Origin of the sequence: Paenibacillus shenyangensis (genome assembly GCF_000346635.1) — a bacterium.
Classification (GTDB): Bacteria; Bacillota; Bacilli; order Paenibacillales; family Paenibacillaceae; genus Saccharibacillus; species Saccharibacillus dauci.
The window spans coordinates 1-25203 of record NZ_AOIG01000022.1; the positions used below are offsets into that span (position 1 = coordinate 1).

The following is a 25203-nucleotide window of genomic DNA, read 5'->3' on the forward strand; positions in this document are numbered from 1 at the left end:
CCTTTACAAAGGGTACAGTTTATGATCCACATGGCTCTTTTTGGTATATGATCTGGTACATCCGTTTTCTGTAATATCTATTGAGCTAGATGTATCCTGTGAAGACATACTTACGTAACGTTTAACATTAGACCGCTGTTTTGACAAAGGCCCGGATATGGGAGGAGCATGACTGGAGATAGGGATACTTTGGTATAACTACTGTGGATTAGATATGAATATCCTGTACACTCTCAATCGTCATACTCGGTGATACCGCTTCTGCCGGATAGGCGTCATGTTCACGCAGATGACGGAAGTCCAGACCGGTTAGCTCTTCGATCTGAGTGACTTTGACCTGATACGTCTTGTACGGACCCAGTTCATCCTCGGTTTGCATGGTACGAAGCAGCCCTTTTTGCGAGATCAGATAGGCAGTTACAGAGAGCTCACCATTATCCTTGACGATTGCAGCGACTTTCCAGTATTCTTCGGGCAGCTGGATACCGCGGTAGGCGATATCACTGTCACGAAATACGGGACCGGTGAAAATTGTAGCCTTGCGCTTGTTGCTGCGTGCATGCTCCAGAATATAATCCTCCAGGCCCAGCCAGGTATCCTGATTCAGATCTTTGTGCTGGGGAGCACAGTTGGTAAAGTGAAATGTATCCACATTGGCGCGATCGGCATCCTTGCCCCAGATCGGGTCGCGTCTTCTTACGAGATGGCCACGGTCCAGATCGTTATCCCGGTAAATCTCATCTCCGCTCTGATACTGTTCATCCATCCGTGAATCATATCGCCATTTGTCCGACCGTCCAGCATCCTGAAGCTGGCTGCCATCAATATTGACAACCGTATAAATGGCCAGCCGCCGTGAACGGCTCATGACAATCGAGAAATGAGTGTAATTCAGAATGACAGAACCCTTTTGAAGTGGAGCAATATCCTCGGTCAGCTCTGCGCTTAGACCCGGATGCGGAATCTCGTACTGCTCACCGAGAAACTTGCTGTCATATCCTTCTGCCTGTTCATACCAATCCATACTCAGTGCCTCGCCTACGCGGATCTTCTCGTCTGCATAACGCTCGTCCTGCGGTGCCATTATACCAGCCTCCTTGGATTATAATAGAACTCATATATTAAGTATCCAAATGAAGAGAGTTATAACCTGATCGATGCAAACTGATACCGAAGCAGTTGCCTGGTGTAACCGAATGTAATGAAATTAAAAATAGTTGAAAATACCGAGTTGTCTGCAGCAGCCGTGGAGCTGTCTATGAGATAGCTATACTATCCTCCGTAAGTAGATGAACCGACCGTATTACTGCCTGTATTGGCATTAACGCTGTCATTCTCTACGGAACGTTCAGCCAGACTGCTGTCGACCGGTGCCGGATTGATCTCTGGGCTGGTGAAGCGGAGACTGTGATCTGCCGCCTGAACGTCAAGCATTGCTCCGGTAACCTGACTAATCAGGCGAGCCGGTACATAAATAATATTATCGACCATTTTTGGTACGGCACTCAGTGTGATCGTCTTGCCGTTTAGCTGTGCATATTTGCTGTTAAGAGTGAAACTGACGGTTCCTCCAGCACTGGAAGTGGCAGTTACAGTCTTGGCCGACTGATCCCGATTTCCGGAGTAAAAGCAGGCCGATTGAAAGTAGTGATAAACCAGTCGGTATATCCACCGCCTGATGAATCGCTGCGCTGCGGCATCAGGCGGTAACCGGTATAGTCACTAAATAAGCGTGCCAGCCGTTTATCCCGGGGCAGATTGGCCGCCAGCGTGTGGAAGCTCCAGTAGATGATCCGTCCAGCCGAATGATAGGATACGGCAATCTCTGGATCAATCTCATAGGTGAAATTGACCATCGCTTTGTTTTCCAGTGTCTGTACCGGAGAAGAGCCTTTGTGATTGCGCCAAAATGGATAAGAGATATTGGCTTCCAGGCTAGACCAGTAGGAGTCATACTGGCGATTCGGATCAATTCCCTGCAGATTGGCTTTCCAGCGTTTGAAATTCCGGCTGCCCCCATTCATGGTAATCAGCGCCTGATGAACCGAAGATGGAAAAGCATCCAGACCCAGCTGCTGCAGGGTAACGCCATCCGGATTCACCATCGGAACAAACCAGATTTTGGTTTTATTCAAAATGGTTCGTGCATCATAACCTTCAAACTTGCGGTTGGCCGTATAGGCAGCAGCGTACTGCTCAATCATATACATATTGAGTGTAGTAGTGAGCCATTCCCGGGCATGGTGAGATCCATTAATAAACAGGGTTGCTTCACCGCGTCCGAGCCCGACTGCCCAGATTTCCCGCCCATAACGAGTCGTACCGATCGAACGATATTCCATGATCTCAGGATACTTGCGTGCGAGTGACTGAATATCTCTTGTCAGTTTGGCATATGTATAAGTAGTCGAAGGGTCAACTACAGTGCTGCTGCGGGCTTCTGCCTGCCTGGATATAATCGTGCTCTGCAGCACCAGCAGCATACACAGGATAATCAGTATACTTTTTCTCAAAATAATCCTCCTTGATATGTAGAGGTGGGTATTTCAGCTGCTGGCAAAACAAACAAAGGGATGAGGAGGAATACAAACAGGAAATTGGCAGAGTAGAAGTGTAGAAATAGATTAGCGATTCAGCAGCTTTTAACAATTATATCAATACTTTACAGCCTGTAATATCAAAATTATAACGAGTTATCAGTAAATTTAGTCCACTGCAGTAAAAGTATATGCCTGGTGCCGAGGCAACGAAGATCTGAATGAGTCTGATTTGACATATCGGTATAATTCGATATACAATACTCCGCATGAATGAAATTGACATTTTCAAAGCCCTTTCCAACGAGACACGCCTCAATATTTTGAGATGGCTTGGAGAACCTGAGAAAAATTTCCCCAAACAGCAAGCACATCTGCCCAAGGAGGTCAGTATCAAAGGCGGCGTATGTGTAGGTGATATTCAGGATAAGGTGAATTTATCCCAGTCCACCGTCTCCCATTACTTATCCATTATGCAAAAAGCTGGATTATTGGAGGCTGTACGTTACGGTCAGTGGACCTATTACCGTCGTAATGAGGATACCATCAAGAAATTGGCCCAGTTCTTGGATAAAGAAATCTGAATTCGGCTGATTTCTTTTTTGATTATATATATCGAATATTCTCGATAAATAAATGTAAGGAGAGGATTATCATTTCAAAATTACTGATATACCTGACAGCCATGATCGCAGGCATGTCACTCAGTATAGAAGCTGCAATTGGAGGAGCGCTTGGTCAGCATGTAGGTGAGCTGGAGAGCACCTACTACATCTTCATCATAGGAGCGATGGCTACTTTTCTAGTTACTCTGTTTTTTGGTAAAGGAGATCTGCGGCAGATTCTCACTGTACCGAAATGGAATCTGACTGGTGGATTGCTGGGTGTGGTCTATCTGGCGCTGCTGGTCATTAGCGTCACGCTAATGGGTATTGGTGTCTCGGTGACGGCGGTCATTGTCGGTCAGATTATTATGAGTATTCTGATTGAACATTTTGGCCTGCTCGGTTCGCCGCGTATTGCCTTTAACCGTAATCGACTGATTGCTGTTGTGCTGCTGATGATATCCTTTGTGCTTGTATTATAGGAGGAGGTATTTATGAATATTATTATGCTGTTGCTGCCGCTGCTGGCAGGAATCGGACTGAGTGTACAATCCACAGTGAATGGAACGTTTGGCAAGCGTGTAGGTACGATCGAAAGCGCATTTTTCACCTTTTTTACCGGAGCGATTTTTCTGACGATTATTGTTAACTTTTTTGGACAGGGGAATATACTGAATATTCATGAAGTTCCCAAATGGCAGCTGCTGTGCGCGATTTTCGGCGTGATCTATCTGTCGCTGATGGTACTCGCTGTGCCCAAAATTGGCGTAACCGCAGCAGTCATCTCGGTCATCGTTGGTCAGTTGGTAGCGAGTATGGTTATCGACCATTTTGGCTGGTTTGAGAGTGAAGTGGTTCCGTTTGGCATTAAGCGCTTGATCGGCGTTGTGCTGATGTGTATTGCCCTGTTTTTCGTGTTCCGTGAGAAAACCGATAAAAGTGCTGCGCAATCCTCATAGGTTGTGATCCAATTGGCATTAGAATAGAGCAGCGTTGCAGTTAGATAGTGATGACTGCAACGCTGCTCTATTTGCTGGAGTCCATTATGTTGTCGAACTTATATCATATTGGACCGGGGTACATCGTAGAGTCAATGAACCGTTGTAGTAGAATAGCGATTGGATAAATTAAAAAAGTGAAACCAATCGGTTAGGAAGCAGAGAATGTTAGTGGTACAATATGGAATCAAGACGGTGAACAGACAGACAGGATGGCTTGAATGCAGCTTGTCTGTTCCTTTACATAATCATTCTGTTCTCCTATCATCACTTATTCAGGAGGGATAGTATGCTGCAACCTGCACTGGTAGAGAAAATATTGAACGCTGCACTGGAAAGTGGTGGCGATTTTGCAGAGATTTTTGTGGAAGACCGTACGGATCGTGATCTGGGAATGCTTGGTGGCGTGGTGGAACGTGCGCTGTCCGGACGCGATTATGGAATAGGTATCCGCATTCTTCAGGGTGTTTTTTCAGTCTATGCCTATACAAGCGATCTGCGTGAAGAATATTTGATTGAGACAGCCCGCAAGGCTGCTCGCGCACTCAAAGGATCTTCCGGCGATCTGGTGCTGAATTTTAATCAGGTTCAATTTGAAGATCGTCATCCGATTCTGCAGCGTCCCTCAGCCTCACAGAACAGCCGCAAAATCGAATTGATGCGTCAGGCGCATGAAGCACTGAAAGCTTCCCATCCCCTGATCGAGCAGACGTCGGTCGGCATTCTGAACTGGGAACAGAAAGTGCTCATTGCCAATTCGGACGGACTGTGGGCAGAGGATACACGTACCTATACACGGATGCGCATGAGCGCCATTGCAGTTGATGGTACGCAGCGCCAATCAGGATTCCGTGGACCGGGAGCCTATGCGGGACTGGAACTGCTGGAGCAGATGGATATCGCAGCAGAAGCACGCGAAGCCGGACGAATCGCAGGTACGATGGTCAAAGCTGGTTATGCGCCAAGCGGACAATTCCCGGTCGTGATCGAGAATGGATTCGGCGGTGTATTGTTCCACGAAGCCTGTGGACATGGTCTGGAATCGACAGCGGTAGGTATCGGCGCTTCGGTATTTGCTGGCAAGCTGGGTCAGCAGATCGCTTCACCACTCGTTACGGCGATTGACGATGGCACGATTCCGAATGCCTGGGGCTCGCTTAATATTGATGATGAAGGGATGCCTACCCAGCGCAATGTATTGATTGAGAATGGTATTCTCAAAGGCTATCTGATCGACAAAGTAGGATCTCGTCGTATGAATATGCCACCTACCGGTTCCGGCAGACGCCAGTCGTACAAATTCGCACCGGCATCACGGATGAATAATACTTTTATTGCAGAAGGCAGCTCTACCCGTGAAGAGATGATTGCCAATACGGAATACGGTATTTATGCCAAATCCATGGGCGGTGGTTCGGTGAATACAGCGACCAGCGATTTTAACTTTGCTATCAACGAAGCCTATATGATTCGCAATGGTCAGGTCGCCGAACCGGTCAAGGGAGCAACCCTGATTGGCAAAGGATTGGAGGCTCTGCAGCATATCGATATGGTCGGCAATAATCTGGATCATGGACAGGGAATGTGCGGCTCCATCAGTGGCAGTCTGCCGGTAAACTGCGGTCAGCCGACACTGCGTGTATCCAAAATGACTATCGGGGGCAGAAAGGGGGAATAGGCAGATGAATATTACGCAATTTCAGGAAACGTTATTCCGTCAGGGTGAACAGTATGGATATACCGATATGGAGATTTATTACTCCGGCAGCCGGGCCATCTCGGTCGTGGTACGTCAGAGTGAAGTGGATACTTACCGGATAACAGAGACGAACGGATTATCTTTTCGCGGAATGATCGGTGGCAAGCTGGGTTATGCCTTTACCGAGAAAATTGCCGAAGACAGTATCGCCTTCCTGCTGGAAGAAGCGGAAGGTAACGCGGCTGTGCTGGAAATGGAAGACGATGATGAATTGTTTGCCGGCTCGGAAAAATATCCGCAGCTGGATACGTATTCTGCCCTGCTTATGCAGACCGATCCGGATACACTGATCGAGGCGGCCAAGACCGTCGAACGTATCGTGCTGAAACAGGATGAGCGGATAGCGATGGTGCGCCAGAGTTCTGCCAGTGTACGCGAGCATGAACTGCTGATTGCCAATACGAGAGGACTGCATTGTCATCAGCAGGATAGCGTTGGCAGTGTAAGTGTCTATCTGCTGGCAGGCGAAGAGCAGGAGACGGTAACCGGAGGCTGGTTTGATTACTCGCTGACCGATTTTTCCCTTATACGGTTGGAAGAAATCGCTGCGCGCGCCGTAGCCGAAACGGTGTCCAAATTGGGCGCTGCCCCTGTCCCTTCGGATAATTATCCGATTATCCTGCGTGAAGATGCTGCTTCCAATCTGCTGCAGACCCATGCGTCGATCTTCTCGGCAGAAAATGTAGAAAAAGGATTCTCCAGTCTGGTTGGTAAACTGGGTCAGCGTATCGCAGGCAGTAATATTACCCTCATCGATGATCCGCTGATGACTGGAGTGCCTGGCACAAGTGGATTCGATGCCGAAGGGGTAGCTGCGCAGCGCAATGAGCTGATCCATGAAGGAACGCTGATGACATTCCTCCATAATCGCAAGACAGCAGCCAAAGCAGGCGTCGAGACGACGGGTAACGCTGCCAAAGGCGGTTACAAAGGCAAAATCGGCGTATCTTATCATAATCTGTACCTGGCACCAGGTACACGCAGTCTGGACGAACTCATTGCTTCGACCGAGCGTGGTATCCTGATTACCGAGCTGCAAGGGCTGCACGCCGGAACTAACCCGACAAGCGGCAATTTCTCACTCGCCTGTCTGGGTTATCTGATCGAGAATGGCAACATCAGTCGTCCGGTCAATCAGATCACAGTCTCCGGCAACTTTTACGATCTGCTGGGAGAGGTGGAGGAGCTGGGTAATGATCTGCGTTTTATTGGCAGCTGTACTTCGCCTTCGCTCAAAATTGCTTCGTTGTCGATTTCAGGTTCTTGATCTGACGTAATGATCGATAGAACCGGGCAATAGATAGAGTTGCATATGGATAGAACAATCAAAAAGCCAGAGCTTCCTGTTGTGGAGCTTTGGCTTTTTAATCTATTCATTCGAATTGAATAGCAGAAAAATTAATTGAATTTGAATAATATCTCAATGGAATTTGAATAATATTTCTCAGAAGCCTACCGTCAAATGGTAAAATAAAAGAAACCCCTTCATTTTACGGGTAAGCCGCACCAGCCCCATATAATACAAATGTTCAGTACAATAGTCCATTCTGCGCCTATGGGAACCGTTCTATACTGACTGTACATTCAAATGAACGAACGGAGGACGACGATGTATTTACATGGAACGAGCAAGATCAATGAGCAGGGACATCTGGAAATTGGCGGTTGTGATACCGTTGCTCTAAAAGAACAGTATGGCACGCCTTTATATATTATGGACGAACAGTTGATTCGTCAGCGCTGTAGAGAATACATGGACGCTTTCCGGGCAACAGGAATGCAGTTCCAGGTGGCTTATGCGAGCAAGGCTTTCTGCACAATGGCCATATGCCGGATTGTAGAAGAAGAAGGATTGTCACTGGATGTAGTGTCCGATGGCGAACTGTACACAGCCATGCAGGCCGGATTCCCGGTAGAGCGCATTCACTTTCATGGTAATAACAAGACGCCACAAGAGCTGGAACTGGCACTGGATGCCGGAATTGGCTGCTTTGTAGTGGATAATCTGATCGAGCTGCATCTGCTGAATGCGATCGCTGCCGAGAAAGGTCTTCAGCCCAAAATTCTCCTGCGCGTTACTCCGGGAGTAGAAGCGCATACGCATGAATTTATTTCCACCGGTCAGGAAGATTCCAAGTTCGGCTTTGATATCGGTAACGGTTCGGCGTATGAAGCGGTTGTTCAGGCAGATCAGCTGTCCAGCGTTGAACTGCTCGGTCTGCATTCGCATATCGGTTCACAGATTTTTGAAGTTGATGGCTTTGAAGTAGCAGCTCAGCGTGTAGCTGAATTTGCCCGTCAACTGCAGCAGGATAAAGGCATTTACTTCTCTGTTATCAATCTGGGCGGCGGATTTGGCATCCGGTACACCGAGGAAGACAGTCCGCTCCAGGTGGCCGATTATGTGCAGGCCATCGCGAACTCGATTCGGAAAAATTTTGCAGACAGTGATGGAGCAGTACCGCAGATCTGGATTGAGCCAGGCCGCAGTATTGTCGGAGATGCCGGCACAACATTGTATACTGTAGGCACGAGTAAAGACATTCCCGGCATTCGCAAATATGTATCCGTCGACGGCGGGATGTCGGACAACCCGCGTACAGCCCTGTATGATGCCAAATACGAAGCCGTGATCGCCAACCGTGCCCAGGATGACTCGTCCGAACTGGTATCGGTTGCAGGGAAGTGCTGTGAGAGTGGAGATATGCTGATCTGGGATATTGAACTGGCTCATCCGGTGTCTGGTGATCTGCTCGCTGTCGCTTGTACGGGTGCCTATAATTATTCCATGGCGAGTAATTACAACCGTCTGCGCCGTCCGGCAGTCGTACTGGTTAGTGAAGGCAATAGTGATGTCATTGTCAGCCGGGAGAGTTACGAAGATCTGGTAGGCAATGATCTGGTTCCCGCTCGTCTGCAGGCATCTGCAGCTCTGCGCAGCTAATCGTTTGTCGCAGGGTACGCCGTAATTGCTATAATCTTTTGCGTTGAAGTGAATTTCATAGTAAACTGGTAGGGTGCTGTGCTGATCGCCTTTGCGGGTATTCAGCATGGCATCCTGTATGTATTTTCAATATACAGCTTGTTGAATAGACTCAATAATGCTGATCCACGAGAGGAGATAGATGAATTATGACAAAACAAGCTAAAATCAAACTTGAAAACGGCGGCGAGGTTGTTATCGATCTGTTCGATCAAGACGCTCCGAACACAGTTGCCAACTTTGAGAAACTGGCAAGTGAAGGTTTCTACAACGGTCTGGTCTTCCACCGCGTTATTCCTGGTTTCGTAGCTCAGGGCGGATGTCCTAATGGTACAGGTACAGGTGGTCCGGGTTACATGATCGATTGCGAAATCAACCCGAACAAACACGAGCGCGGTTCCCTGGCAATGGCTCACGCCGGCCGCAATACAGGCGGAAGCCAATTCTACATCGCTTACCAACCACAGCCTCACCTGGATGGACAGCACACTGTTTTCGGTAAAGTCGTAAAAGGTATGGAATACGTTGACGCATTCCAGGGCCGCGACAAAATGGAAACTGTTGAAGTTGTAGAAGTATAATTCAGTACGATAATAAACTTATTTCGTCAGTAACTTCTGCTATAGGAGTTGCTGGCGTAACCAAACAGGCTGTCCAGTGTCGCAATGACACCAGACAGCCTGTTTTTTATACTTTTTTGTACGTATAAGATTTACCAGATAGCTGCCACATAGAATTATTCGTTTTTTTGTTTTATTCCTCATTCTGTTCATCCTGTGCCTTTTTGTGTCGCCAATACGATACAACAAAGGACGGTATCAGCAGACACACAAATACTACTCCACCTATAATCAATGCATCTCTCAAAGGTTCTTTGGGATGGCTGAACCAGACCAGTCCTCCTACAATTAGTCCTGATGCTGCGGACATCAAAATACTGTAATAATAAGATCCGGGTTTGCGCGGATTCGAAGGGCGATCCATATCCACAGAGATTCTCAAATTGGCATATCCAAGGGTAATCGCAGTCAGCATAAAGACGATCCATACCGGTTGCGCAATCATCTCTTCTAGGCCATAACGTATGAGCGTATACAATAGAATAATACCGATGCCTGCACTTTGTACACCAAAAGCAAGGCGGATATTTCTCAGATTCTGAATGATTAATCGTTCATCTCTAATAGGTCGCATCTTATCTATTCCTCCTTGTCTATCCAAAATAGTTCATCCAGCGATTGATTGACCACATAACAAATCTCCAGACATAATCGCAAAGTAGGATTATAGCTGCCTTTTTCAATCAGACTAATGGTTTGGCGGGTGACACCAATCTGGTCAGCCAGTTGCTGCTGGGTAAATCCTGCTTGTACGCGAGCGTGCTTCACTCTATTTTCCAAATCATCCACCTCTTATTATATGTAACATATATATTGCATAATGTAAATTATAGTTTACATCTGCGTTAAACATAATAACGTTATGTTTATTTTTGGAGTGATCTGTGCTAATTTATATAACAAGTAACGAGACGACGGTTGGCTCTGTCCCTATGAAGCGTTGAAGTGGCATGTGAATTTTATGTATCCAGGCCAGGAGGTTGAGACAATGCAACATGACACAGATGTACCGCATACACTACTGCTGCGCAAGGCGATGCTGCTAAGCGGTGAACAGGTAGATGTACTGATTACAAACGGAATCATTTCCTTTATTCAATCATCTGCGCTATGGCAGCAGGAGGCTGCGCATCGTGATCCCATTGCACAGCAGGTAGACTGCGAGGGCTGGTATCTAACCAGTGGTTGGATCGATATGCATGTGCATGCTTATTCGGAATTGTCTCCGTATGGAGATGAGATTGACAAAATTGGTATCCGGCATGGCGTAACGACTATTGTAGATGCAGGCAGCTGTGGAGGAGATGATATTGATGAGCTTCTGCAGCAGGACGAAGGTACACGAACATCGCTGCTGGCCTTTTTGAATATTTCACGGATTGGACTGCGCCGTGTAGATGAACTGTCCAATCTGGAGTGGATTGATGCCGAACAGGTACAGCAGGCTGTAGAGCATTATCCCAATCATATTGTAGGGCTGAAAGCAAGAATCAGCGCCAGTGTGGTACAAGAGCAGGGGATTGAACCACTGCAGCGGGCACGGCAGCTGTCCTCGCAGACGAATCTGCCATTGATGGTACATATCGGTTCAGGTCCGCCCGATATCCGGGAAGTACTGAATCTGCTGAATCACGGAGACATTGTCACGCATTATCTGAATGGCAAATCCAATAATTTGTTTGATACTGCCGGTCAGCCGCTACCGGAATTGACAGCCGCTCTGAAACGCGGGATTCATCTGGATGTAGGACATGGTTCGGCCAGTTTTTCTTTTCGAGTAGCCGAGCAGGCAAGGGATGCCGGTATTCCATTGCATACGATCAGTACGGATATTTACCGACGGAATCGGCTGGATGGACCGGTGTATAATATGTCCAACGTCCTGAGTAAATTCCTGTATCTGGGGTATGCACTGACCGATATCATGGAAGCGGTAACGATACATGCAGCCGAGTGGCTGAATCGTCCGGAACTAGCCGGGATGAAGCCGGGTCAGCAGGCGAATCTTACCTTGTTTGCGATTGAGCCGGGGCCGGTTCTGTTAACCGATTCGGAGGGAGAGCAGCGGACAGCTGCACAGTATATCGAAGCGAAAGGAGTAGTCAAAGATGGAGCATTCTTTGCATGCCAAATACGGACTCAAGCGAGTCATTAATGCCAGTGGGCGCATGAGTATACTCGGTGTGTCTGCACCTACAGATACGGTCATGGAAGCGATGAGAACAGGAGGTCAGAGCTACGTGGAGATCGCTGATCTGGTAAATAAAGCGGGTGATTATATCGCCCGGCTGATCGGATCGGAAGCGGCCGTTGTTGTCAATTCGGCATCCAGTGGAATTGCCCTCTCGGTAGCAGCCATAGTCACAGAAGGGAATATCCGGCGCAGCCTGCGGCTTCATCAGGAACCGATCACCCGTAATGAAATCCTGATGTTCAAAGGCCATAATGTACAGTATGGAGCACCGGTAGAGACAATGGTGTATCTGGGAGGCGGCAAGGTAGTTGAAGTAGGCTATGCCAATGAAGGTCGCGCTGAACATCTGGAAGAAGCGATCAACGAGCATACCGCAGCGATCCTGTATGTAAAATCCCATCATGCGGTGCAGAAAAACATGATTTCGTTTGAAGAAGCATGGGAAGTGGCGCATCGTCATCATATACCGCTGATTATTGACGCGGCTGCCGAGGAAGACTTGCCCAAATATATTCCTTATTCCGATCTGGTCATATTTAGTGGTTCCAAAGCGATCGAAGGACCTACATCCGGGATAGTAGCCGGAAAACACATATATGTAGAATGGCTCAAAGCCCAGCTGCATGGTATCGGACGAAGTATGAAGGTCGGCAAGGAAACTACATTCGGTCTGCTGCAGGCGCTGGATGAATATCAGGACAAACCTGATCGCAGTGAGCAGGAGAAGCATGCCCTGCAGGATATACTGGTTCCGCTATCCGATCAGCCTGGTATCACGGTCAAGATTGTGCAGGATGAGGCAGGACGGGCTATTTTCCGGGGCAGAGTACATATCGATGCGTCCGTGGCAAAGCTGACTGCGCAGGAAGTGAATGATCGTCTGCGTGAAGGGGAGATTGCTATTTATACGCGGGATTACGGCGTCAAGCAAGGTTATTTTGATATCGATCCGCGTCCGCTGCTGGGAGATGATCTGGAGATCATTGCTGGCCGGATTGGCGAGATTACTGGAGGGTGACCAATGACCAACTTATCTGGAAGATTATACCGCAACCGTGCGGCATTAAATGTGCTGGCAGGCAGCATCGATAATGCAAAACAAATATTCGAAGCTGCGCAGGGGCATGTCGTCGTGGGCGTGCTATCCAAGAATTACCCTGACGCGATAACAGCTGCAGAGGCGATGCAGACCTATGGCGCTGCTATTGAAGATGCTGTATCGATAGGACTCGGAGCGGGTGATAACCGTCAGGCAGCAGTCGTCGCCGAGATTGTTCGCAGCTATCCGGGAGCACATATTAATCAGGTATTTCCGGCTGTAGGGGCTACACGGGCGAATCTGGGCAGTAGAGACAGCTGGATCAACAGTCTGGTCTCTCCAAGCGGTCGTCCGGGATATGTGAATATTTCGACAGGTCCAGCCAGTGCTGCCGGCAGCGAGCAGGCGATCGTGCCAATCAGGGCAGCAATTGCACTGATTCGCGATATGGGTGGCAATGCGATCAAGTATTTTCCGATGAAAGGTCTGGAACTGGAAGAGGAGTACCGGGCAGTGGCAGCAGCATGTGCCGAAGAACAGTTTGCCCTGGAGCCGACAGGCGGCATCGATCTTGATAATTTTGGAGCTATCGTGCAAATTGCGCTGGAAGCAGGAGTCCCACAGGTCATTCCGCATGTGTATTCTTCGATTATTGATACGCACAGTGGAGATACCATTGTGGAACATGTACAGACTCTGCACCATACACTAACTGGACTGGTGGATCGCTATGCCTGAGATCCCTGCAGATGCACAGACTGGAGCAGGTTGTCGTGTGGCGGCTTTTGGCGAAGTGATGATGCGTCTTCAGGTGCCCGGCTATGAGACGCTGGCACAAGGTAGTGAATTGAAATATACGTTTTCTGGTACAGGGGTGAATATTACATCCGCGCTGTCCAGGCTTGGGCATGATGGGTATCTGGTTACCACTTTGCCATCCAATCCACTGGGTGAAGCGGCTATCGCTTATCTGCGGAGATTGGGGATCTCGACCTCGTTGATTCAGCGAGGTGGTAAATATATCGGTATGTATTTTCTGGAAAATGGCTTTGGTCCGCGTCCCGGCAGGGTGACGTATACGGATCGTCTGGGCAGCAGCTTTAATACAGCTCATCCGGACCATTATGATGAAGAACAGATTGCCCGGCGAATCGAGCTGATTCATTTTTGCGGTATTACACTGGCTATGAATGATACAGTACGTCAGCAGATGAAGCAGTTGGCTGTAACTGTACGTCGGCAGAATGGACAGGTCGTATTCGACTGTAATTACCGGCCGACGCTCTGGGGAAATGACAGCTATGAGATCGCTCGTCCCCATTATGAACAGATGCTGGAGCATGCCGATATCGTCATGATGAACGAACGGGATGCTATAGGCATACTTGGCATGGATACAGCGACAGTAGATCGGCTCGATCAATTAAAACAATTGATTCCACATGTCGCGAAGAAGTATGATATTGCTGTGATTGCCGGAACTCACCGGGCGATTCATGAGAACAATATGCACTCGCTTCAAGGGTATATTTACAAGAACGGCACATTTGTCTTTTCCCAAATCCTCACGTTCCCGGTACATGACCGGATCGGAGCGGGCGATGCTTATACGGCTGGTATTATTCATGGACAGTTGACGGGTATGGATATGCAGCAGATGGCTGATTATGCAGCGACCGCAGCGATGCTGGCCCATACGGTGACTGGAGATACTCCCGTCTCAACCGATATGGAGATTCGGCAGGCCATGATGATGCAGGGCAGGGATGTAGACAGGTGACAAGCAGAAAGGCAGGGACATTTCATGTCCATTACGCGAAAAAAAGGACCTCTCTATTTACAGGTCAAGAAAATTATCAAAGATCGCATTCTTCATGGCGTCTATCCAATGGGCACGACGATTCCTTCCGAGCCGCAATTGGAGAGCGAATTTGGCGTTAGTAAAATGACTGTACGCAATGCAGTTCAGGAGCTGGCTCAGGAAGGGTACGTGGAAAAGCGAAGCGGCGTCGGAACGACTGTTATCCGCAATACATCCCTTTCCCGATTATCCAAAGGCAAACGCTTTACCGAACTGCTGGTAGAAGAAGGTCACCAGATTCGCAAGCAGTTGCTGCATTCGGTCTGGATCAACAATGAACCGGATAGCGAGATCTATCGTCTGTTCGGACCGCGTTGTCTCAAAGTAGAGCGGCTGTACTGGCTGGATGAGCAGCCTTATATTCATTATGTGAATTATCTGGCGCCGGTATTCCCTGTCTCACTGGAATTGAAAGGGCTGGAGCTGCAATCAATGTATGATCTGATCGAGGATTATGGAATTGAGCTGCATAACTTCAAAGACAGCTTTACAGTAGGTACGGCAAATTTTGCAACCGAGTCACTGCTGCGTGTGGAAGAGAACACAGCTCTGCTGCAGCGGCTGCGGTATTCCTATGATACCGACGGCAATCTGATCGAATACAGCAAAGGCTTTTACAATACAGAGCTTCAGCATTATCTGGTCAATTATGATGTGTAAGATGCTATGCCTACTGCAATAACAAAACTTGTTAAGTGAACAATGAAAAGATACACACCAAGCCGGACTTCAGCGTAGAAGTGCGGCTTGGCGTGTATTTTGTAATACATTTAATGAATACCAGGTTCGGTCAGAAACAGCTCTTCGACTATTTATATCTGCCATTTATATTGCTTCTCTTCCTGATGTTATATCTGTACATACCATCTCATATTCATATAAAAAAATGGATGAGCTGAGTCACGGTCATTTCGGTGCATACAAGCTGATCGTACCTGTACTCTCATCTGCACTGACAAACAGGTTGCGTCCGTTTACCCGGTGAATTCCTTCCGGTGACTCACCGGCTGTTGGAATCAGTCCCTGGTATACCGGCTTGACCGGATCGCTAATATCGAAGAACAGGATCGCATCTGCACGTTCTGAAGCGACTGCCAGTACGGGCTTGCCGTTAACCGTTGAAGTTGTCAGATTCTCTACTTCGCTGCCTTTATTCGGACTGCGATCATCCGGGTACAGACCGGCTTCAGCGGTAGCATGGTCAATTAGATTGCCGCTGTCGTAGACCCGTTTGCCCTGCAGATCCCATACTGCAATATTACGACCTCCTGCTTTAACGCCATCCTTGAATTCATTTTTGCCGAGATCTCCTTCGTTGGCCGTGAACAGATACTGTCCATCCGGAGAGAATACAATCCCATCCGGTTCATAACGTCCGGTCATGGTGCTTGTAAAAGATACTTTGCCATCTTCCTTCAGATCCGCTGCATGCCGGGTCGTTCCCAGAGCAAACATACGCGTGATCTGCTTGCTATCCAGGTCAACCAGAGCAATTACATTATTTTCTTGCAAAGTAACAGCTGCCATCGTGCCTGTATTATTGATCGCCACGTATTCGGGCTGCGGTTCATGAGGGTATACAGCTCCGGGTACAGTGCTCAGATCCACCGGCAGATCAGTAATCGCACCTTCCAGCGGGTTGGCATCCGTAAATTGTACCACGGTAATGCTGCCGGGACGCTTGGCTTTGGGATAATCGAATTCTTCGGTTGCAGGATCAAGCTCCTCATCTTCAATAGCAATTACTGCATAAGTACCGTCTTTGGAAATAGCGATCGAATCCGGTCCAATACCGAGTGGATACGTTTTGGCAATCTTGTACGTATTCATATCCACAACGGCAAGAATGCCTGGATTAGCCTCGTTTTTATTATCACCTGTGCGGATAACGGCCAGTGCATATTGTCCATCAGGCATAACAGCTACACTGGTCACTTCTGCTTCAGGTGAAAGAGAGGTGAAGCTCACGGTTTTAACTGCACGGACTTTGTTGATATTGGCGATATTCAGGATAGTAATACTGCCTTTATCCGCTTCGGTTACGACAAGACGCTTGCCATCGGGTGTGGAAGAAGCAATCTCTGCTTTGCCTGAAGGCATCTGGAAAGAGCTGGCAAGCCTATAGCCACTTTTATTTTGTTTTTGGAGTACTGCTTGCTGCAGGAGAGACATCGTTTTCTCGGATACGTGCAGCGTCCCTTTTTCGAATACAGGCGCGGTATCCAGCTTCACCGGACTGCCTGCGAGCATCCCGGTTGTACTGCCTGAGCGAAGGGAGAAAGTAACACCGGCGACGCTGACCGAAGCTTTTTGCGCTTTTGCATTCCAGCTGATCTTGCCCTGCATGTTCTGTACAGCTGTGCGCAGTGGAACCAGCTCCTCTTTTGCCGATGCTGTTGTTCCGCCTATCCAGAGACTACCTGTTAATAGGGCTGCCGTCGTCCATATAGCCAGCTGCTTATTTGGTTTCTTATGTAATTGGTTCCATTTCATCTTCTCCGTATCCCCTTTGTGGTGTATACATTTAGTGGCGTACATGTACTGCCAATAGTGATTTCGTCTATGTGCTGCTTGTTTACAGGCAAGCAGTGTGATCCGTTGATCAATTGGCTGCGATACCCTTATGCCGTCCTGATTCCCTCATGTAGTCTACCGGGTCAATATGCACGCTATGTCAAAGCAGATCAACTGGTTTGTAAAACTTGGATTATGCTAAAATGACAGTACATCATACTACATACGGATCTAGAGCCGTAACCAAAGGGAGAGTAAACATGCCGGGAACTCTATTTATCAATGGACGATTTAACCAACTCACCGGACTACCAGTGGGAGCAGATGCGATCTATAGCGAGAACGGCTATATTCGGACGATAGGCAGCACTGATGAATTAAGGCTGCAGCTGACAGGCAAGGACTATACTACCGTGGATTGGCAGGGGAATTGGGTACTTCCCGGACTGGTCGATTCCCATATGCATCTGTCCATGCACGGAATGAAGCTGTCCATGCTGGACTTTTCGGATGTACGCTCGAGGGAAGAGATGCTGCACCTAATCCGCGAACGGGTTAATATCACCCCAGCCGGAGAATGGATTCTGGGTCTGAACTGGAACGAAAATGCATTTACTCCGGCGGTTCCGCCGCTTCGCCGGGAGCTGGATGAGATCACAACCGATCATCCAATCTATCTGACTCGTACCTGCTTCCATGCCTATCTGGCTAATAGTGAAGCTTTTCGCCGTGCAGGTGTAACAGCAGCTACTCCGGATCCCCAGTCCGGTGCTTATGGACGGGATGAAGCGGGAGAATTGAATGGCTGGGTGTATGAGGAAGCCAATATGGCGTTTGCAGCGGTACAGCCGGAACCCGATTATTCAACCCGCAAAGATGCGATCCGGCGTGCCTGTGAAGATGGACTTCGTCTGGGATTGACCGGAGCGCATACGGAAGATCTGCGCTTTCTCGGCAGTATAGAGACCATGCGCCGGATCTACCGTGAGCTGCGGGAAGAAGGATTGAATTTCCGCAGCCACCAGCTTATTTACTATACACATCTGGATGAAGCCGAAGCGCTCGGTGTGCGTACCGGAGACGGAGACGAATGGATGCGCATTGGCGCAGCCAAGATTTTCTCCGATGGTGCGATAGGAGGTAGAACAGCGCTGCTTCAGCAGCCTTATAGTGATGCGCCTGCTACCAAAGGGATGGCGATCCATCCGCAGGAGCGCTTGAATGAAATTACTGCACGTGCCCGCAGTCTCGGCTTCCCGATTGCCGTGCATGCCATTGGCGACGGAGCTGCCGATATGACGTTGTCGGCGATGGAAGCTTATCCGCTGCAGGGAATCAGTCATTTGCCGGATCGATTTATTCATGCACAGGTATTGGATGCTTCATTGCTTGAGCGGATGACCCGGCTGCAGATGATCGCCGATATTCAGCCGCGATTTGTAGCGAGTGACTTCCCATGGGTAATGGATCGGGTAGGACCCGAGCGCACACAATATCTCTATGCCTGGAAAAAAATGCTCGATGCAGGTGTGGTATGTGCCGGTGGCAGCGATGCGCCGATCGAGCCGCTGAATCCACTGCTTGGTCTGCATGCAGCTGTGACTCGGCGCAGACCCGATATGGCAGAACCGGCAGAAGGATATCTACCGGAAGAACGACTCAGTATTCATGAAGCGGTGCAACTGTTTACGACTGGCAGTGCAGCTGCAGTAGCCGAACAGGATTATCGCGGTTCTATAGCGGTAGGCAAAGCAGCCGACTTTACCGTATTGGATCGTGATCTCTACGAAAATGCCGATACACTGCTTCAGACGCAGGTACGTATGACCGTTGTAAATGGAATGGTGGGATTTCAAAATTAATTAACGAATTGTAATTGATAAATTGTGGCAGATAGCAGCAGATTCCAACCACTTATATAAATCTTAAATACAAGATATCTTGATTTTTGCCTGCACAGATGATATGATTTCACCATCGCACTGCAAAGTGGCAGCGCGAGTCAATTACAAACTCAATAATATATTTATCCTCGGGGCGGGGTGAAATTCCCCACCGGCGGTGTTGAGACGATCAGAGGCACACTTGTGTTTCCTTGATCAGTCTCTCAGTCCGTGACCCGTAATCTGTGCCTGATGGCCGGATACGGTGGATCTGGTGAGAATCCGGAGCCGACAGTATAGTCTGGATGGGAGAGGAAAGAGAGTACCTCCGTATAGAACGGTAGTACTTCATTTGTTATTCATTATGCATAAGGTAATGGTTTTATTTGCAATGTCATTTTTCGACTTGGTCGTAAGAGATTGCAAGGTAGAACATCTGCTGGATTAGCCGTGCAACTGCTGCTATGGCAGAACCTTATTCGCTGTACATGAAATGTGCTGGAACCATAAATTCAGTCCATATGTATTTGCTGTATCCGTTTGTCAGTTGAATGACAATGGAAAGCTTTTACCTGTATTTTTGCCATGGACTGCGTACAATCAGCATATCTGTACTGTGAGTGAATAACTCTTATATTCCTGTCTTACACATCGCCCCGTAAATCTGGCATTTTGCCGGTTTGCGGGGCTTTTTAGTAGCTGCATAAGGTGAGATTGTCTGTTTTTTATAATTTTGTTACTATGTTATGAATAGTAACCGTATATACAGGATCTGCAAAATGTACAGGTACCCTCTACTCTAGTGGTATGATACCGATTTGGCAGCAAGTCATGGATATATACGAAATCGATCCAGCAGAATGATCTACTCACCCAAAGGAGCTTCGAAAATGAATATATTAAATGATGAGTTTTATATGTCCCTTGCACTGGATATGGCAGAAAAAGCCCAGGGACAAACGGATATCAATCCGGTGGTTGGCTGCGTCGTCGTCAAAGATGGCCGTATTGTCGGAATGGGAGCCCATCTGAGACGAGGCACCGGACATGCTGAAGTACATGCTCTCAATATGGCAGGTGCAGAAGCGGAAGGAGCTACAGCCTATGTGACACTTGAGCCGTGCAGTCATTATGGCAAGACACCTCCATGCAGCGATCGTCTGATCAAAGAGAAGGTCCGGCGTGTCGTAGTAGCAGCGGTAGATCCCAATCCGCAGGTAGCCGGTTCCGGTATCGAGCGTTTGCGCAGCCACGGTATCGAAGTCGTAACTGGTGTATTGGCTGACCGTTCCGAACGTCTGAACGAGACTTTTAACAAATATATTACGACCGGTCTGCCATTCGTTACGCTAAAGACAGCCAGTACGCTCGATGGACGTCTTGCTTCCCGGACAGGAGATAGCAAATGGATCTCGAATAGTGATGCCCGTGAACGTGTACATGGTATGCGCCATCGTCATCAAGGCATAATGGTCGGCATTGGTACTGTACTCGCGGATGATCCGGAGTTAACTACCCGTACAGCGACACCCGGCATTAATCCGGTACGGATCGTAATCGATTCACATCTCCGTATTCCCGATCAGGCCCGGCTGCTGAATACCGATCAGGCGGATACGATAATAGTGACGACTACACAAGCAGATCCGGTTCGAATAAGTCAGCTGGAGAATAGAGGTATACGAATTCTCCGCTGTGGCGAGGGTCCCCAAGTAGACCTGACGCTGGCCATGCGGATGCTGGGAGAGCAGGAGATTTCTTCTATTCTGTTGGAAGGTGGCGGACGACTCAATGGCTCTATGCTGGAAGCCGGTCTGGTGGATCGGGTCACTTTGTTTTTCGCACCAAAGCTGATCGGTGGCAGTATGTCGACGTTTACTTTTGATGGATTCGAGAAAATGAATCAGGCGGTAACCCTGGAGCAGGTAGAAGTGGAGACGCTGGATGACAATGTCTGTATCAGCGGACGTACTCGTTATCATCATCTGTAAATGATCGGAATCGCAATAGATGCAGCCTGCTGGCTGCACTTCTGTTGCACATATAATTCCAAGTATTCATATCCATTTATATGTATTTATCATGGACGTTTACTGTACATCCCTATGTACTGATAAGAAGGCAGTGTGAAGTAAAGGAGGATACCGATGTTTACCGGATTAATTGAAGAAATAGGTACTCTTAAACGTAGCGAGCGCCGGGGAGAGACGATGGTACTCGGCATTACCGCTTCACGTATCATGCCTGGTCTGGCAATCGGCGACAGTGTCTCATGTAATGGAGTCTGCCTGACGGTTACTTCGATAGCAGGTTCTCTGTTTACCGTTGATGTCATGCCGGAGACGCATCGTTTGTCCAGTCTCAAGGATCTGCGTTCCGGCAGCCCGATTAATCTGGAGCGGGCTATGGCAGCGAATGGAAGATTTGGCGGCCATATCGTCCAGGGGCATGTCGATGGTATAGCTGTTGTCGAACATGTGGAACACAACCAGAATGCTGTTGTATTTCAGATCAAGCCGCAGGATAATTCCCTGTTTCGTTATATTATTCCCAAAGGTTCTGTCGCCGTGGATGGAATCAGTCTGACTGTCGTCGCAGTCATGAATGATATGTTCACGATCTCGATTATTCCGCATACCCTCAAAGAAACCGTGCTTGCCCATCGCAAGCCGGGAGACACGGTAAACCTGGAATGCGATGTACTGGGGAAATATGTGGAGCATATGCTGCAGTATCGTTCCTCTTCACCGAATGATGCGCAGCAGAGTCCCAAATCAGCACTGACAGCGAATTTTTTGCAGGAAAACGGTTATATGTAGTCTGCCGTTATTTCTTGCTTTCGAATTATATGTATATACATGAAGGAGGTCGACATCATGGATAATGAACTTTCCGGATTGGATCGGATTGAAGAAGCGCTCCAGGATTTGCAGCAGGGCAAGGTCGTCATTGTCGTCGATGATGAAGATCGGGAAAATGAAGGTGACTTTATCGCACTGGCCGATCATGCTTCTCCGCAGGTAATTAACTTTATGGTGACCGAAGGCAGGGGGCTGGTATGCCTGCCGATCACCGCAGAGCGCGCCGAGGAATTGCAGCTGCAGCCAATGGTTGCCCAGAATACGGATTACCACGGTACAGCCTTTACCGTATCGGTCGACCATGTGAGCACATCGACAGGTATCTCAGCCCACGAACGCTCCATGACTGCTCAGGCTATTACCGATCCGGCTGCAGGCCCCGAGCATTTCCGTCGTCCGGGTCATATGTTCCCGCTAATCGCCAATACCGGCGGTGTCCTGTCAAGACCTGGCCATACCGAGGCTGCTATCGATCTCGCCCGTCTCTGCGGAGCATCTCCTGCAGGAGTAATCTGCGAAATCATGAACGAAGACGGCACCATGGCACGCCTGGATCAGCTACGCAGCATAGCTACCAAACACAACCTAAAACTCATCAGCATCCAGGCCCTGATCACCTATTTACAAAAAAACACCAGCTCCACCCCAAACAACCCAGCATAACCAACAGTGCCGTTCTGTTAAATCAAACCAGGATCAATCGCTAGCATTCAAAAACCCATTAAATAACTTTATACAATCCCTAAACACCTATCACTCTATTAAAATTGCACCACCATCAGCAAAATCAACTAATCCTTACCCACCATACCAGCAAACCCGGCAAGCAGCGCAGCGCCCTTGCCACCCTACCTGCCGCACCATCTTTTTTCGGGAGTCAGGCAGTTGATCCAGATGCACGGAGCGAGGGGAAAGGAATGATCCACAAGGCCGACATTTAAGAATGGATATCGACTGCGAGAGCAGTCTTTCCAGATATCCATTCTTAACCGGAGGCCGGTGGATCATCCTTTCCCCGAGCGGACCCATCACAGAGCACAGACTGTTCTCCCACTAACCCCAATCGAAATGAGGAATTTAACCATGGCTAACATTTTTGAAGGACATTTAGTATCGCAGGATCTAAAATTCGGTATCGTCGTTGCCCGTTTCAACGAGTTCATTACTAGCAAGCTGCTAAGCGGCGCACTGGATGCACTGCAGCGTCACGGCACACCGCAGGATAATGTGGATGTTGCCTGGGTACCCGGTGCTTTTGAGATCCCGTTGATTGCTCAGAAAATGGCTGAATCCGGCAAGTATGACGCCGTTATCACTCTTGGTACCGTTATCCGCGGTTCAACGTCCCATTACGACTACGTCTGCAACGAAGTAGCCAAAGGCGTATCCGCGATCAATCTGAAAACTGGCGTACCGGTTATCTTTGGTGTAGTAACGACGGAGAATATCGAGCAGGCCATCGAGCGTGCTGGTACCAAAGCGGGCAACAAAGGCTGGGATTCCGCCAATGCGGCGATTGAGATGGCGAATCTGTCCAAACAGCTCAAATAATTACTGAATAGTAGCGAATTTCCCGAAAAGAGGCTATCCTGAAAAGGATTAGGCCTCTTTTTTGCTGAATATGTATAGTCATAGCCATACATTAAGGATAAAATAAGGTTTGTATGTTAAGCTTGTCGATGCTGCTGCCCATGCGCTCTGACCCTGGAGGAAATATGCATTTCGGCAGGAGTGTAACGAATGAATCCCATTAAAGGAGTGTGCCTGTGACTGTACTGTACAAACTGGAAACGTTTGAAGGGCCGCTCGATTTGCTGCTTCATCTAATTGACGAATCGGAAATTGACATCCAGAACATTCCGATCAGTGAAATCACGGAACAGTATCTGGAGTATCTTCATAGTATGAAGGAGCTTGAGCTTGAAGTGACGAGCGAGTTCCTCGTGATGGCAGCAACGCTGCTGTCGATCAAAAGCAAGCTGCTGCTGCCAAGACCGCCAGTTATGGAGATGGATGATTTTGATTATTATGAGGAAGAAGATCTGGACCCTCGTGCAGAGCTGGTACGCAAGCTCGTCGAGTACCGCAAGTACAAGGGAATTGCCGGACATCTGCGCGAGCGGGAGGAAGAGCGGAGCCTGATTTTCACCAAGGAACCCGAAGACCTCAAACCGTTTACCGCCAAAGTCAATTACAATCCGGTGGAAGGCCTGCATACGATGGACCTGGTGGAAGCATTCCGCAAGGCACTCCGCAGAGCGAGCCGGAGAACACAGATTACCCGTATCCAGCGAGACGAGATTTCGGTCAAAGATCGGATTCGTCAGGTAGCCAACCGCTTTTTGGCGCTGGAAAAAGGAGAGAACCTGTTATTCTCCAAACTGCTGGATCAGGAAATGTATCGCCATGAGATTGTTGTGACCTTTTTGGCTATACTGGAAATGATGAAAATGAAGCAGATTGCCTGTTATCAGAGCCAGCTCTTTGATGACATTGTGATGGAGTGGAGAGGAGAAATAAGCATTAATGAAGTCCCAGAAGTTGAAAGCAGTTATTGAAGGCATGCTGTTTCTCTCGGGTGAAGAGGGACTGAATGTCAAACAGATCGCCGATGTGACCGATCAGACGGTACAGACGGTACAGATCGCAATTGATGAGCTGCAGGCGGATCTCAAAAAAGCCCGCCGTGGTATTCAGATTATTCATATTGCCGGCAGCTATCAGCTGTCTACCCTGCCGGCCCATGCTTCTTATTATGAAAAGCTGGCGGAATCACCCAATCGTTCTTCGCTATCTCAGGCTGCGCTGGAGACGCTGTCGATTGTTGCCTATCGACAGCCGATCACACGGGTGGAGATTGAAGAGATTCGTGGAGTCAAATCGGAGCGACCTATTTATACACTGGTCAACAAAGATCTGATTCAGGAAGTAGGTCGCGCAGAAGCGATCGGACGTCCCATACTGTATGGAACAACCAAAGCCTTTCTCGATTATTTCGGTCTGAGCGGACTTAGAGAACTGCCGGATGCTGCCCTGTTCGAGGATGAGGGTGATCTGGAAGAGGAGACCCAGCTGCTGTTCAATCGTCTGGAAGAACAGACGTATAATGAAGATATTCCGGCACTTGAAGAGCTGGGTGAGGAATTGATCGAAGCGGCTGAAGAGGCACTATCTGAAGCAGAAGCCGAATCGGCACTGCCTCATAATGATGAAGATTCCAAAGCCTGAAGAATACGTGTAACGACAAAAGCAGATCTGCCAGCATTCATATTGGCGGATCTGCTTTTGTATTTTTCAGAATCCATATTCCACGAATAAGACCGGTTCTTCTGCTATCAACGACAGTATC

At 48.4% G+C, this 25203-nt stretch carries 25 protein-coding genes and 1 riboswitch; of the genes, 19 read left to right on the forward strand and 6 right to left on the reverse strand.

The window, feature by feature from the left end:
• Nucleotides 1-208: 208 nt before the first annotated feature.
• The 3 genes from H065_RS0117310 to H065_RS0117320 all read right to left on the reverse strand — a co-directional run bounded on the left by H065_RS0117310 (nt 209) and on the right by H065_RS0117320 (nt 2513).
• On the reverse strand, nt 209-1084 hold the full coding sequence (locus H065_RS0117310) for a DNA/RNA non-specific endonuclease (protein ID WP_017814343.1): 876 nt from the start codon (nt 1082-1084) through the stop codon (nt 209-211).
• Nucleotides 1085-1272: 188 nt separating this feature from the next.
• Entirely contained in the window at nt 1273-1680 is a 408-nt protein-coding gene (locus H065_RS27445) for a stalk domain-containing protein (protein ID WP_081604162.1), read from the reverse strand.
• Nucleotides 1590-2513 (reverse strand): M14 family zinc carboxypeptidase, encoded by a 924-nt coding sequence (locus H065_RS0117320; RefSeq protein WP_017814345.1) that lies wholly within the window; start codon nt 2511-2513, stop codon nt 1590-1592. Before H065_RS0117320 ends, H065_RS27445 begins: the two co-directional genes overlap by 91 nt.
• A 293-nt stretch (nt 2514-2806) precedes the next feature.
• On the opposite strand from H065_RS0117320, the gene H065_RS0117325 reads away from it, so the two are divergent.
• The 7 genes from H065_RS0117325 (at nt 2807) to H065_RS0117355 (ending at nt 9463) form a co-directional block, all read left to right on the forward strand.
• The gene (locus tag H065_RS0117325) at nt 2807-3121 is read left to right on the forward strand and encodes an ArsR/SmtB family transcription factor (RefSeq protein WP_017814346.1); all 315 of its coding nucleotides are present in this window, start codon (nt 2807-2809) and stop codon (nt 3119-3121) included.
• A gap of 92 nt (nt 3122-3213) precedes the next feature.
• Entirely contained in the window at nt 3214-3624 is a 411-nt protein-coding gene (locus tag H065_RS0117330; protein ID WP_274517940.1) for a DMT family transporter, read from the forward strand.
• Between the two features lie 12 nt (nt 3625-3636).
• Entirely contained in the window at nt 3637-4101 is a 465-nt protein-coding gene (locus tag H065_RS0117335; RefSeq protein WP_017814348.1) for a DMT family transporter, read from the forward strand.
• A gap of 328 nt (nt 4102-4429) precedes the next feature.
• On the forward strand, nt 4430-5818 hold the full coding sequence (locus tag H065_RS0117340) for a TldD/PmbA family protein (protein WP_017814349.1): 1389 nt from the start codon (nt 4430-4432) through the stop codon (nt 5816-5818).
• A 4-nt stretch (nt 5819-5822) separates the two neighbouring features.
• Nucleotides 5823-7166, forward strand: a complete 1344-nt coding sequence (locus tag H065_RS0117345; RefSeq protein ID WP_017814350.1) for a TldD/PmbA family protein — start codon at nt 5823-5825, stop codon at nt 7164-7166.
• Between the two features lie 342 nt (nt 7167-7508).
• On the forward strand, nt 7509-8843 hold the full coding sequence (gene lysA / locus H065_RS0117350; protein ID WP_017814351.1) for a diaminopimelate decarboxylase: 1335 nt from the start codon (nt 7509-7511) through the stop codon (nt 8841-8843).
• Nucleotides 8844-9031: 188 nt separating this feature from the next.
• Nucleotides 9032-9463 carry a peptidylprolyl isomerase gene (locus H065_RS0117355; RefSeq protein ID WP_017814352.1) on the forward strand — a complete coding sequence of 144 codons (432 nt, stop codon included), beginning with the start codon at nt 9032-9034 and terminating at the stop codon, nt 9461-9463.
• Nucleotides 9464-9635: 172 nt separating this feature from the next.
• Here H065_RS0117355 and H065_RS0117360 read toward each other — a convergent pair whose 3' ends face one another.
• Entirely contained in the window at nt 9636-10076 is a 441-nt protein-coding gene (locus H065_RS0117360; protein ID WP_017814353.1) for a hypothetical protein, read from the reverse strand.
• 5 nt (nt 10077-10081) lie between these two features.
• Complete coding sequence (locus H065_RS0117365) at nt 10082-10282, reverse strand: helix-turn-helix transcriptional regulator (protein WP_017814354.1); 201 nt, start codon at nt 10280-10282, stop codon at nt 10082-10084.
• Between the two features lie 208 nt (nt 10283-10490).
• On the opposite strand from H065_RS0117365, the gene H065_RS0117370 reads away from it, so the two are divergent.
• The 5 genes from H065_RS0117370 to H065_RS0117390 are packed head-to-tail and all read left to right on the forward strand — an operon-like array spanning nt 10491 to nt 15256.
• On the forward strand, nt 10491-11657 hold the full coding sequence (locus H065_RS0117370) for an amidohydrolase/deacetylase family metallohydrolase (RefSeq protein ID WP_017814355.1): 1167 nt from the start codon (nt 10491-10493) through the stop codon (nt 11655-11657).
• The gene (locus H065_RS0117375) at nt 11611-12714 is read left to right on the forward strand and encodes a DgaE family pyridoxal phosphate-dependent ammonia lyase (RefSeq protein WP_017814356.1); all 1104 of its coding nucleotides are present in this window, start codon (nt 11611-11613) and stop codon (nt 12712-12714) included. The genes H065_RS0117370 and H065_RS0117375 overlap by 47 nt, the downstream gene beginning before the upstream one ends.
• 3 nt (nt 12715-12717) lie before the next feature.
• Entirely contained in the window at nt 12718-13473 is a 756-nt protein-coding gene (dagF, locus tag H065_RS0117380) for a 2-dehydro-3-deoxy-phosphogluconate aldolase (protein WP_017814357.1), read from the forward strand.
• The gene (locus H065_RS0117385; protein WP_017814358.1) at nt 13466-14515 is read left to right on the forward strand and encodes a sugar kinase; all 1050 of its coding nucleotides are present in this window, start codon (nt 13466-13468) and stop codon (nt 14513-14515) included. The genes dagF and H065_RS0117385 overlap by 8 nt, the downstream gene beginning before the upstream one ends.
• Before the next feature lie 24 nt (nt 14516-14539).
• A complete protein-coding gene (locus tag H065_RS0117390) occupies nt 14540-15256 on the forward strand; it encodes a GntR family transcriptional regulator (RefSeq protein ID WP_017814359.1) in 717 nt (238 codons plus the stop codon).
• Nucleotides 15257-15502: 246 nt separating this feature from the next.
• Here the strand turns inward: H065_RS0117390 and H065_RS0117395 are convergent, their stop codons facing one another.
• Nucleotides 15503-17089: a choice-of-anchor I domain-containing protein gene (locus tag H065_RS0117395; RefSeq protein ID WP_017814360.1), complete on the reverse strand. Its 1587-nt coding sequence runs from the start codon at nt 17087-17089 to the stop codon at nt 15503-15505.
• A gap of 281 nt (nt 17090-17370) precedes the next feature.
• Between H065_RS0117395 and H065_RS0117400 the strand changes: the two genes are divergently transcribed.
• The 7 genes from H065_RS0117400 to scpB all read left to right on the forward strand — a co-directional run bounded on the left by H065_RS0117400 (nt 17371) and on the right by scpB (nt 25082).
• Nucleotides 17371-18972 carry an amidohydrolase gene (locus H065_RS0117400; protein ID WP_017814361.1) on the forward strand — a complete coding sequence of 534 codons (1602 nt, stop codon included), beginning with the start codon at nt 17371-17373 and terminating at the stop codon, nt 18970-18972.
• Between the two features lie 162 nt (nt 18973-19134).
• Nucleotides 19135-19314: riboswitch (FMN riboswitch) on the forward strand.
• 569 nt (nt 19315-19883) lie between these two features.
• Nucleotides 19884-20984 (forward strand): bifunctional diaminohydroxyphosphoribosylaminopyrimidine deaminase/5-amino-6-(5-phosphoribosylamino)uracil reductase RibD, encoded by a 1101-nt coding sequence (gene ribD / locus H065_RS0117405; protein WP_017814362.1) that lies wholly within the window; start codon nt 19884-19886, stop codon nt 20982-20984.
• Between the two features lie 156 nt (nt 20985-21140).
• Complete coding sequence (gene ribE, locus H065_RS0117410; protein ID WP_017814363.1) at nt 21141-21812, forward strand: riboflavin synthase; 672 nt, start codon at nt 21141-21143, stop codon at nt 21810-21812.
• 57 nt (nt 21813-21869) lie between these two features.
• On the forward strand, nt 21870-22517 hold the full coding sequence (ribB, locus tag H065_RS26230; protein WP_017814364.1) for a 3,4-dihydroxy-2-butanone-4-phosphate synthase: 648 nt from the start codon (nt 21870-21872) through the stop codon (nt 22515-22517).
• A gap of 420 nt (nt 22518-22937) precedes the next feature.
• Nucleotides 22938-23405: a 6,7-dimethyl-8-ribityllumazine synthase gene (gene ribH, locus H065_RS0117420; protein ID WP_017814365.1), complete on the forward strand. Its 468-nt coding sequence runs from the start codon at nt 22938-22940 to the stop codon at nt 23403-23405.
• Between the two features lie 215 nt (nt 23406-23620).
• A complete protein-coding gene (locus H065_RS0117425; RefSeq protein ID WP_017814366.1) occupies nt 23621-24412 on the forward strand; it encodes a segregation and condensation protein A in 792 nt (263 codons plus the stop codon).
• Nucleotides 24381-25082: an SMC-Scp complex subunit ScpB gene (gene scpB, locus H065_RS0117430; protein WP_017814367.1), complete on the forward strand. Its 702-nt coding sequence runs from the start codon at nt 24381-24383 to the stop codon at nt 25080-25082. The genes H065_RS0117425 and scpB overlap by 32 nt, the downstream gene beginning before the upstream one ends.
• Nucleotides 25083-25203 lie beyond the last annotated feature (121 nt).

Excerpts from the sequence above, each read along its gene's own strand:
- H065_RS0117310 (WP_017814343.1), bottom strand. The coding sequence starts at position 1,084 with ATGGCACCGCAGGACGAGCGTTATGCAGACGAGAAGATCCGCGTAGGC.
- H065_RS0117325 (WP_017814346.1), top strand. The coding sequence starts at position 2,807 with ATGAATGAAATTGACATTTTCAAAGCCCTTTCCAACGAGACACGCCTC.
- H065_RS0117335 (WP_017814348.1), top strand. The coding sequence starts at position 3,637 with ATGAATATTATTATGCTGTTGCTGCCGCTGCTGGCAGGAATCGGACTG.
- H065_RS0117340 (WP_017814349.1), top strand. The coding sequence starts at position 4,430 with ATGCTGCAACCTGCACTGGTAGAGAAAATATTGAACGCTGCACTGGAA.
- H065_RS0117345 (WP_017814350.1), top strand. The coding sequence starts at position 5,823 with ATGAATATTACGCAATTTCAGGAAACGTTATTCCGTCAGGGTGAACAG.
- lysA (WP_017814351.1), top strand. The coding sequence starts at position 7,509 with ATGTATTTACATGGAACGAGCAAGATCAATGAGCAGGGACATCTGGAA.
- H065_RS0117355 (WP_017814352.1), top strand. The coding sequence starts at position 9,032 with ATGACAAAACAAGCTAAAATCAAACTTGAAAACGGCGGCGAGGTTGTT.
- H065_RS0117360 (WP_017814353.1), bottom strand. The coding sequence starts at position 10,076 with ATGCGACCTATTAGAGATGAACGATTAATCATTCAGAATCTGAGAAAT.
- H065_RS0117370 (WP_017814355.1), top strand. The coding sequence starts at position 10,491 with ATGCAACATGACACAGATGTACCGCATACACTACTGCTGCGCAAGGCG.
- H065_RS0117375 (WP_017814356.1), top strand. The coding sequence starts at position 11,611 with ATGGAGCATTCTTTGCATGCCAAATACGGACTCAAGCGAGTCATTAAT.
- dagF (WP_017814357.1), top strand. The coding sequence starts at position 12,718 with ATGACCAACTTATCTGGAAGATTATACCGCAACCGTGCGGCATTAAAT.
- H065_RS0117385 (WP_017814358.1), top strand. The coding sequence starts at position 13,466 with ATGCCTGAGATCCCTGCAGATGCACAGACTGGAGCAGGTTGTCGTGTG.
- H065_RS0117390 (WP_017814359.1), top strand. The coding sequence starts at position 14,540 with ATGTCCATTACGCGAAAAAAAGGACCTCTCTATTTACAGGTCAAGAAA.
- H065_RS0117395 (WP_017814360.1), bottom strand. The coding sequence starts at position 17,089 with ATGAAATGGAACCAATTACATAAGAAACCAAATAAGCAGCTGGCTATA.
- H065_RS0117400 (WP_017814361.1), top strand. The coding sequence starts at position 17,371 with ATGCCGGGAACTCTATTTATCAATGGACGATTTAACCAACTCACCGGA.
- ribD (WP_017814362.1), top strand. The coding sequence starts at position 19,884 with ATGAATATATTAAATGATGAGTTTTATATGTCCCTTGCACTGGATATG.
- ribE (WP_017814363.1), top strand. The coding sequence starts at position 21,141 with ATGTTTACCGGATTAATTGAAGAAATAGGTACTCTTAAACGTAGCGAG.
- ribB (WP_017814364.1), top strand. The coding sequence starts at position 21,870 with ATGGATAATGAACTTTCCGGATTGGATCGGATTGAAGAAGCGCTCCAG.
- ribH (WP_017814365.1), top strand. The coding sequence starts at position 22,938 with ATGGCTAACATTTTTGAAGGACATTTAGTATCGCAGGATCTAAAATTC.
- scpB (WP_017814367.1), top strand. The coding sequence starts at position 24,381 with ATGAAGTCCCAGAAGTTGAAAGCAGTTATTGAAGGCATGCTGTTTCTC.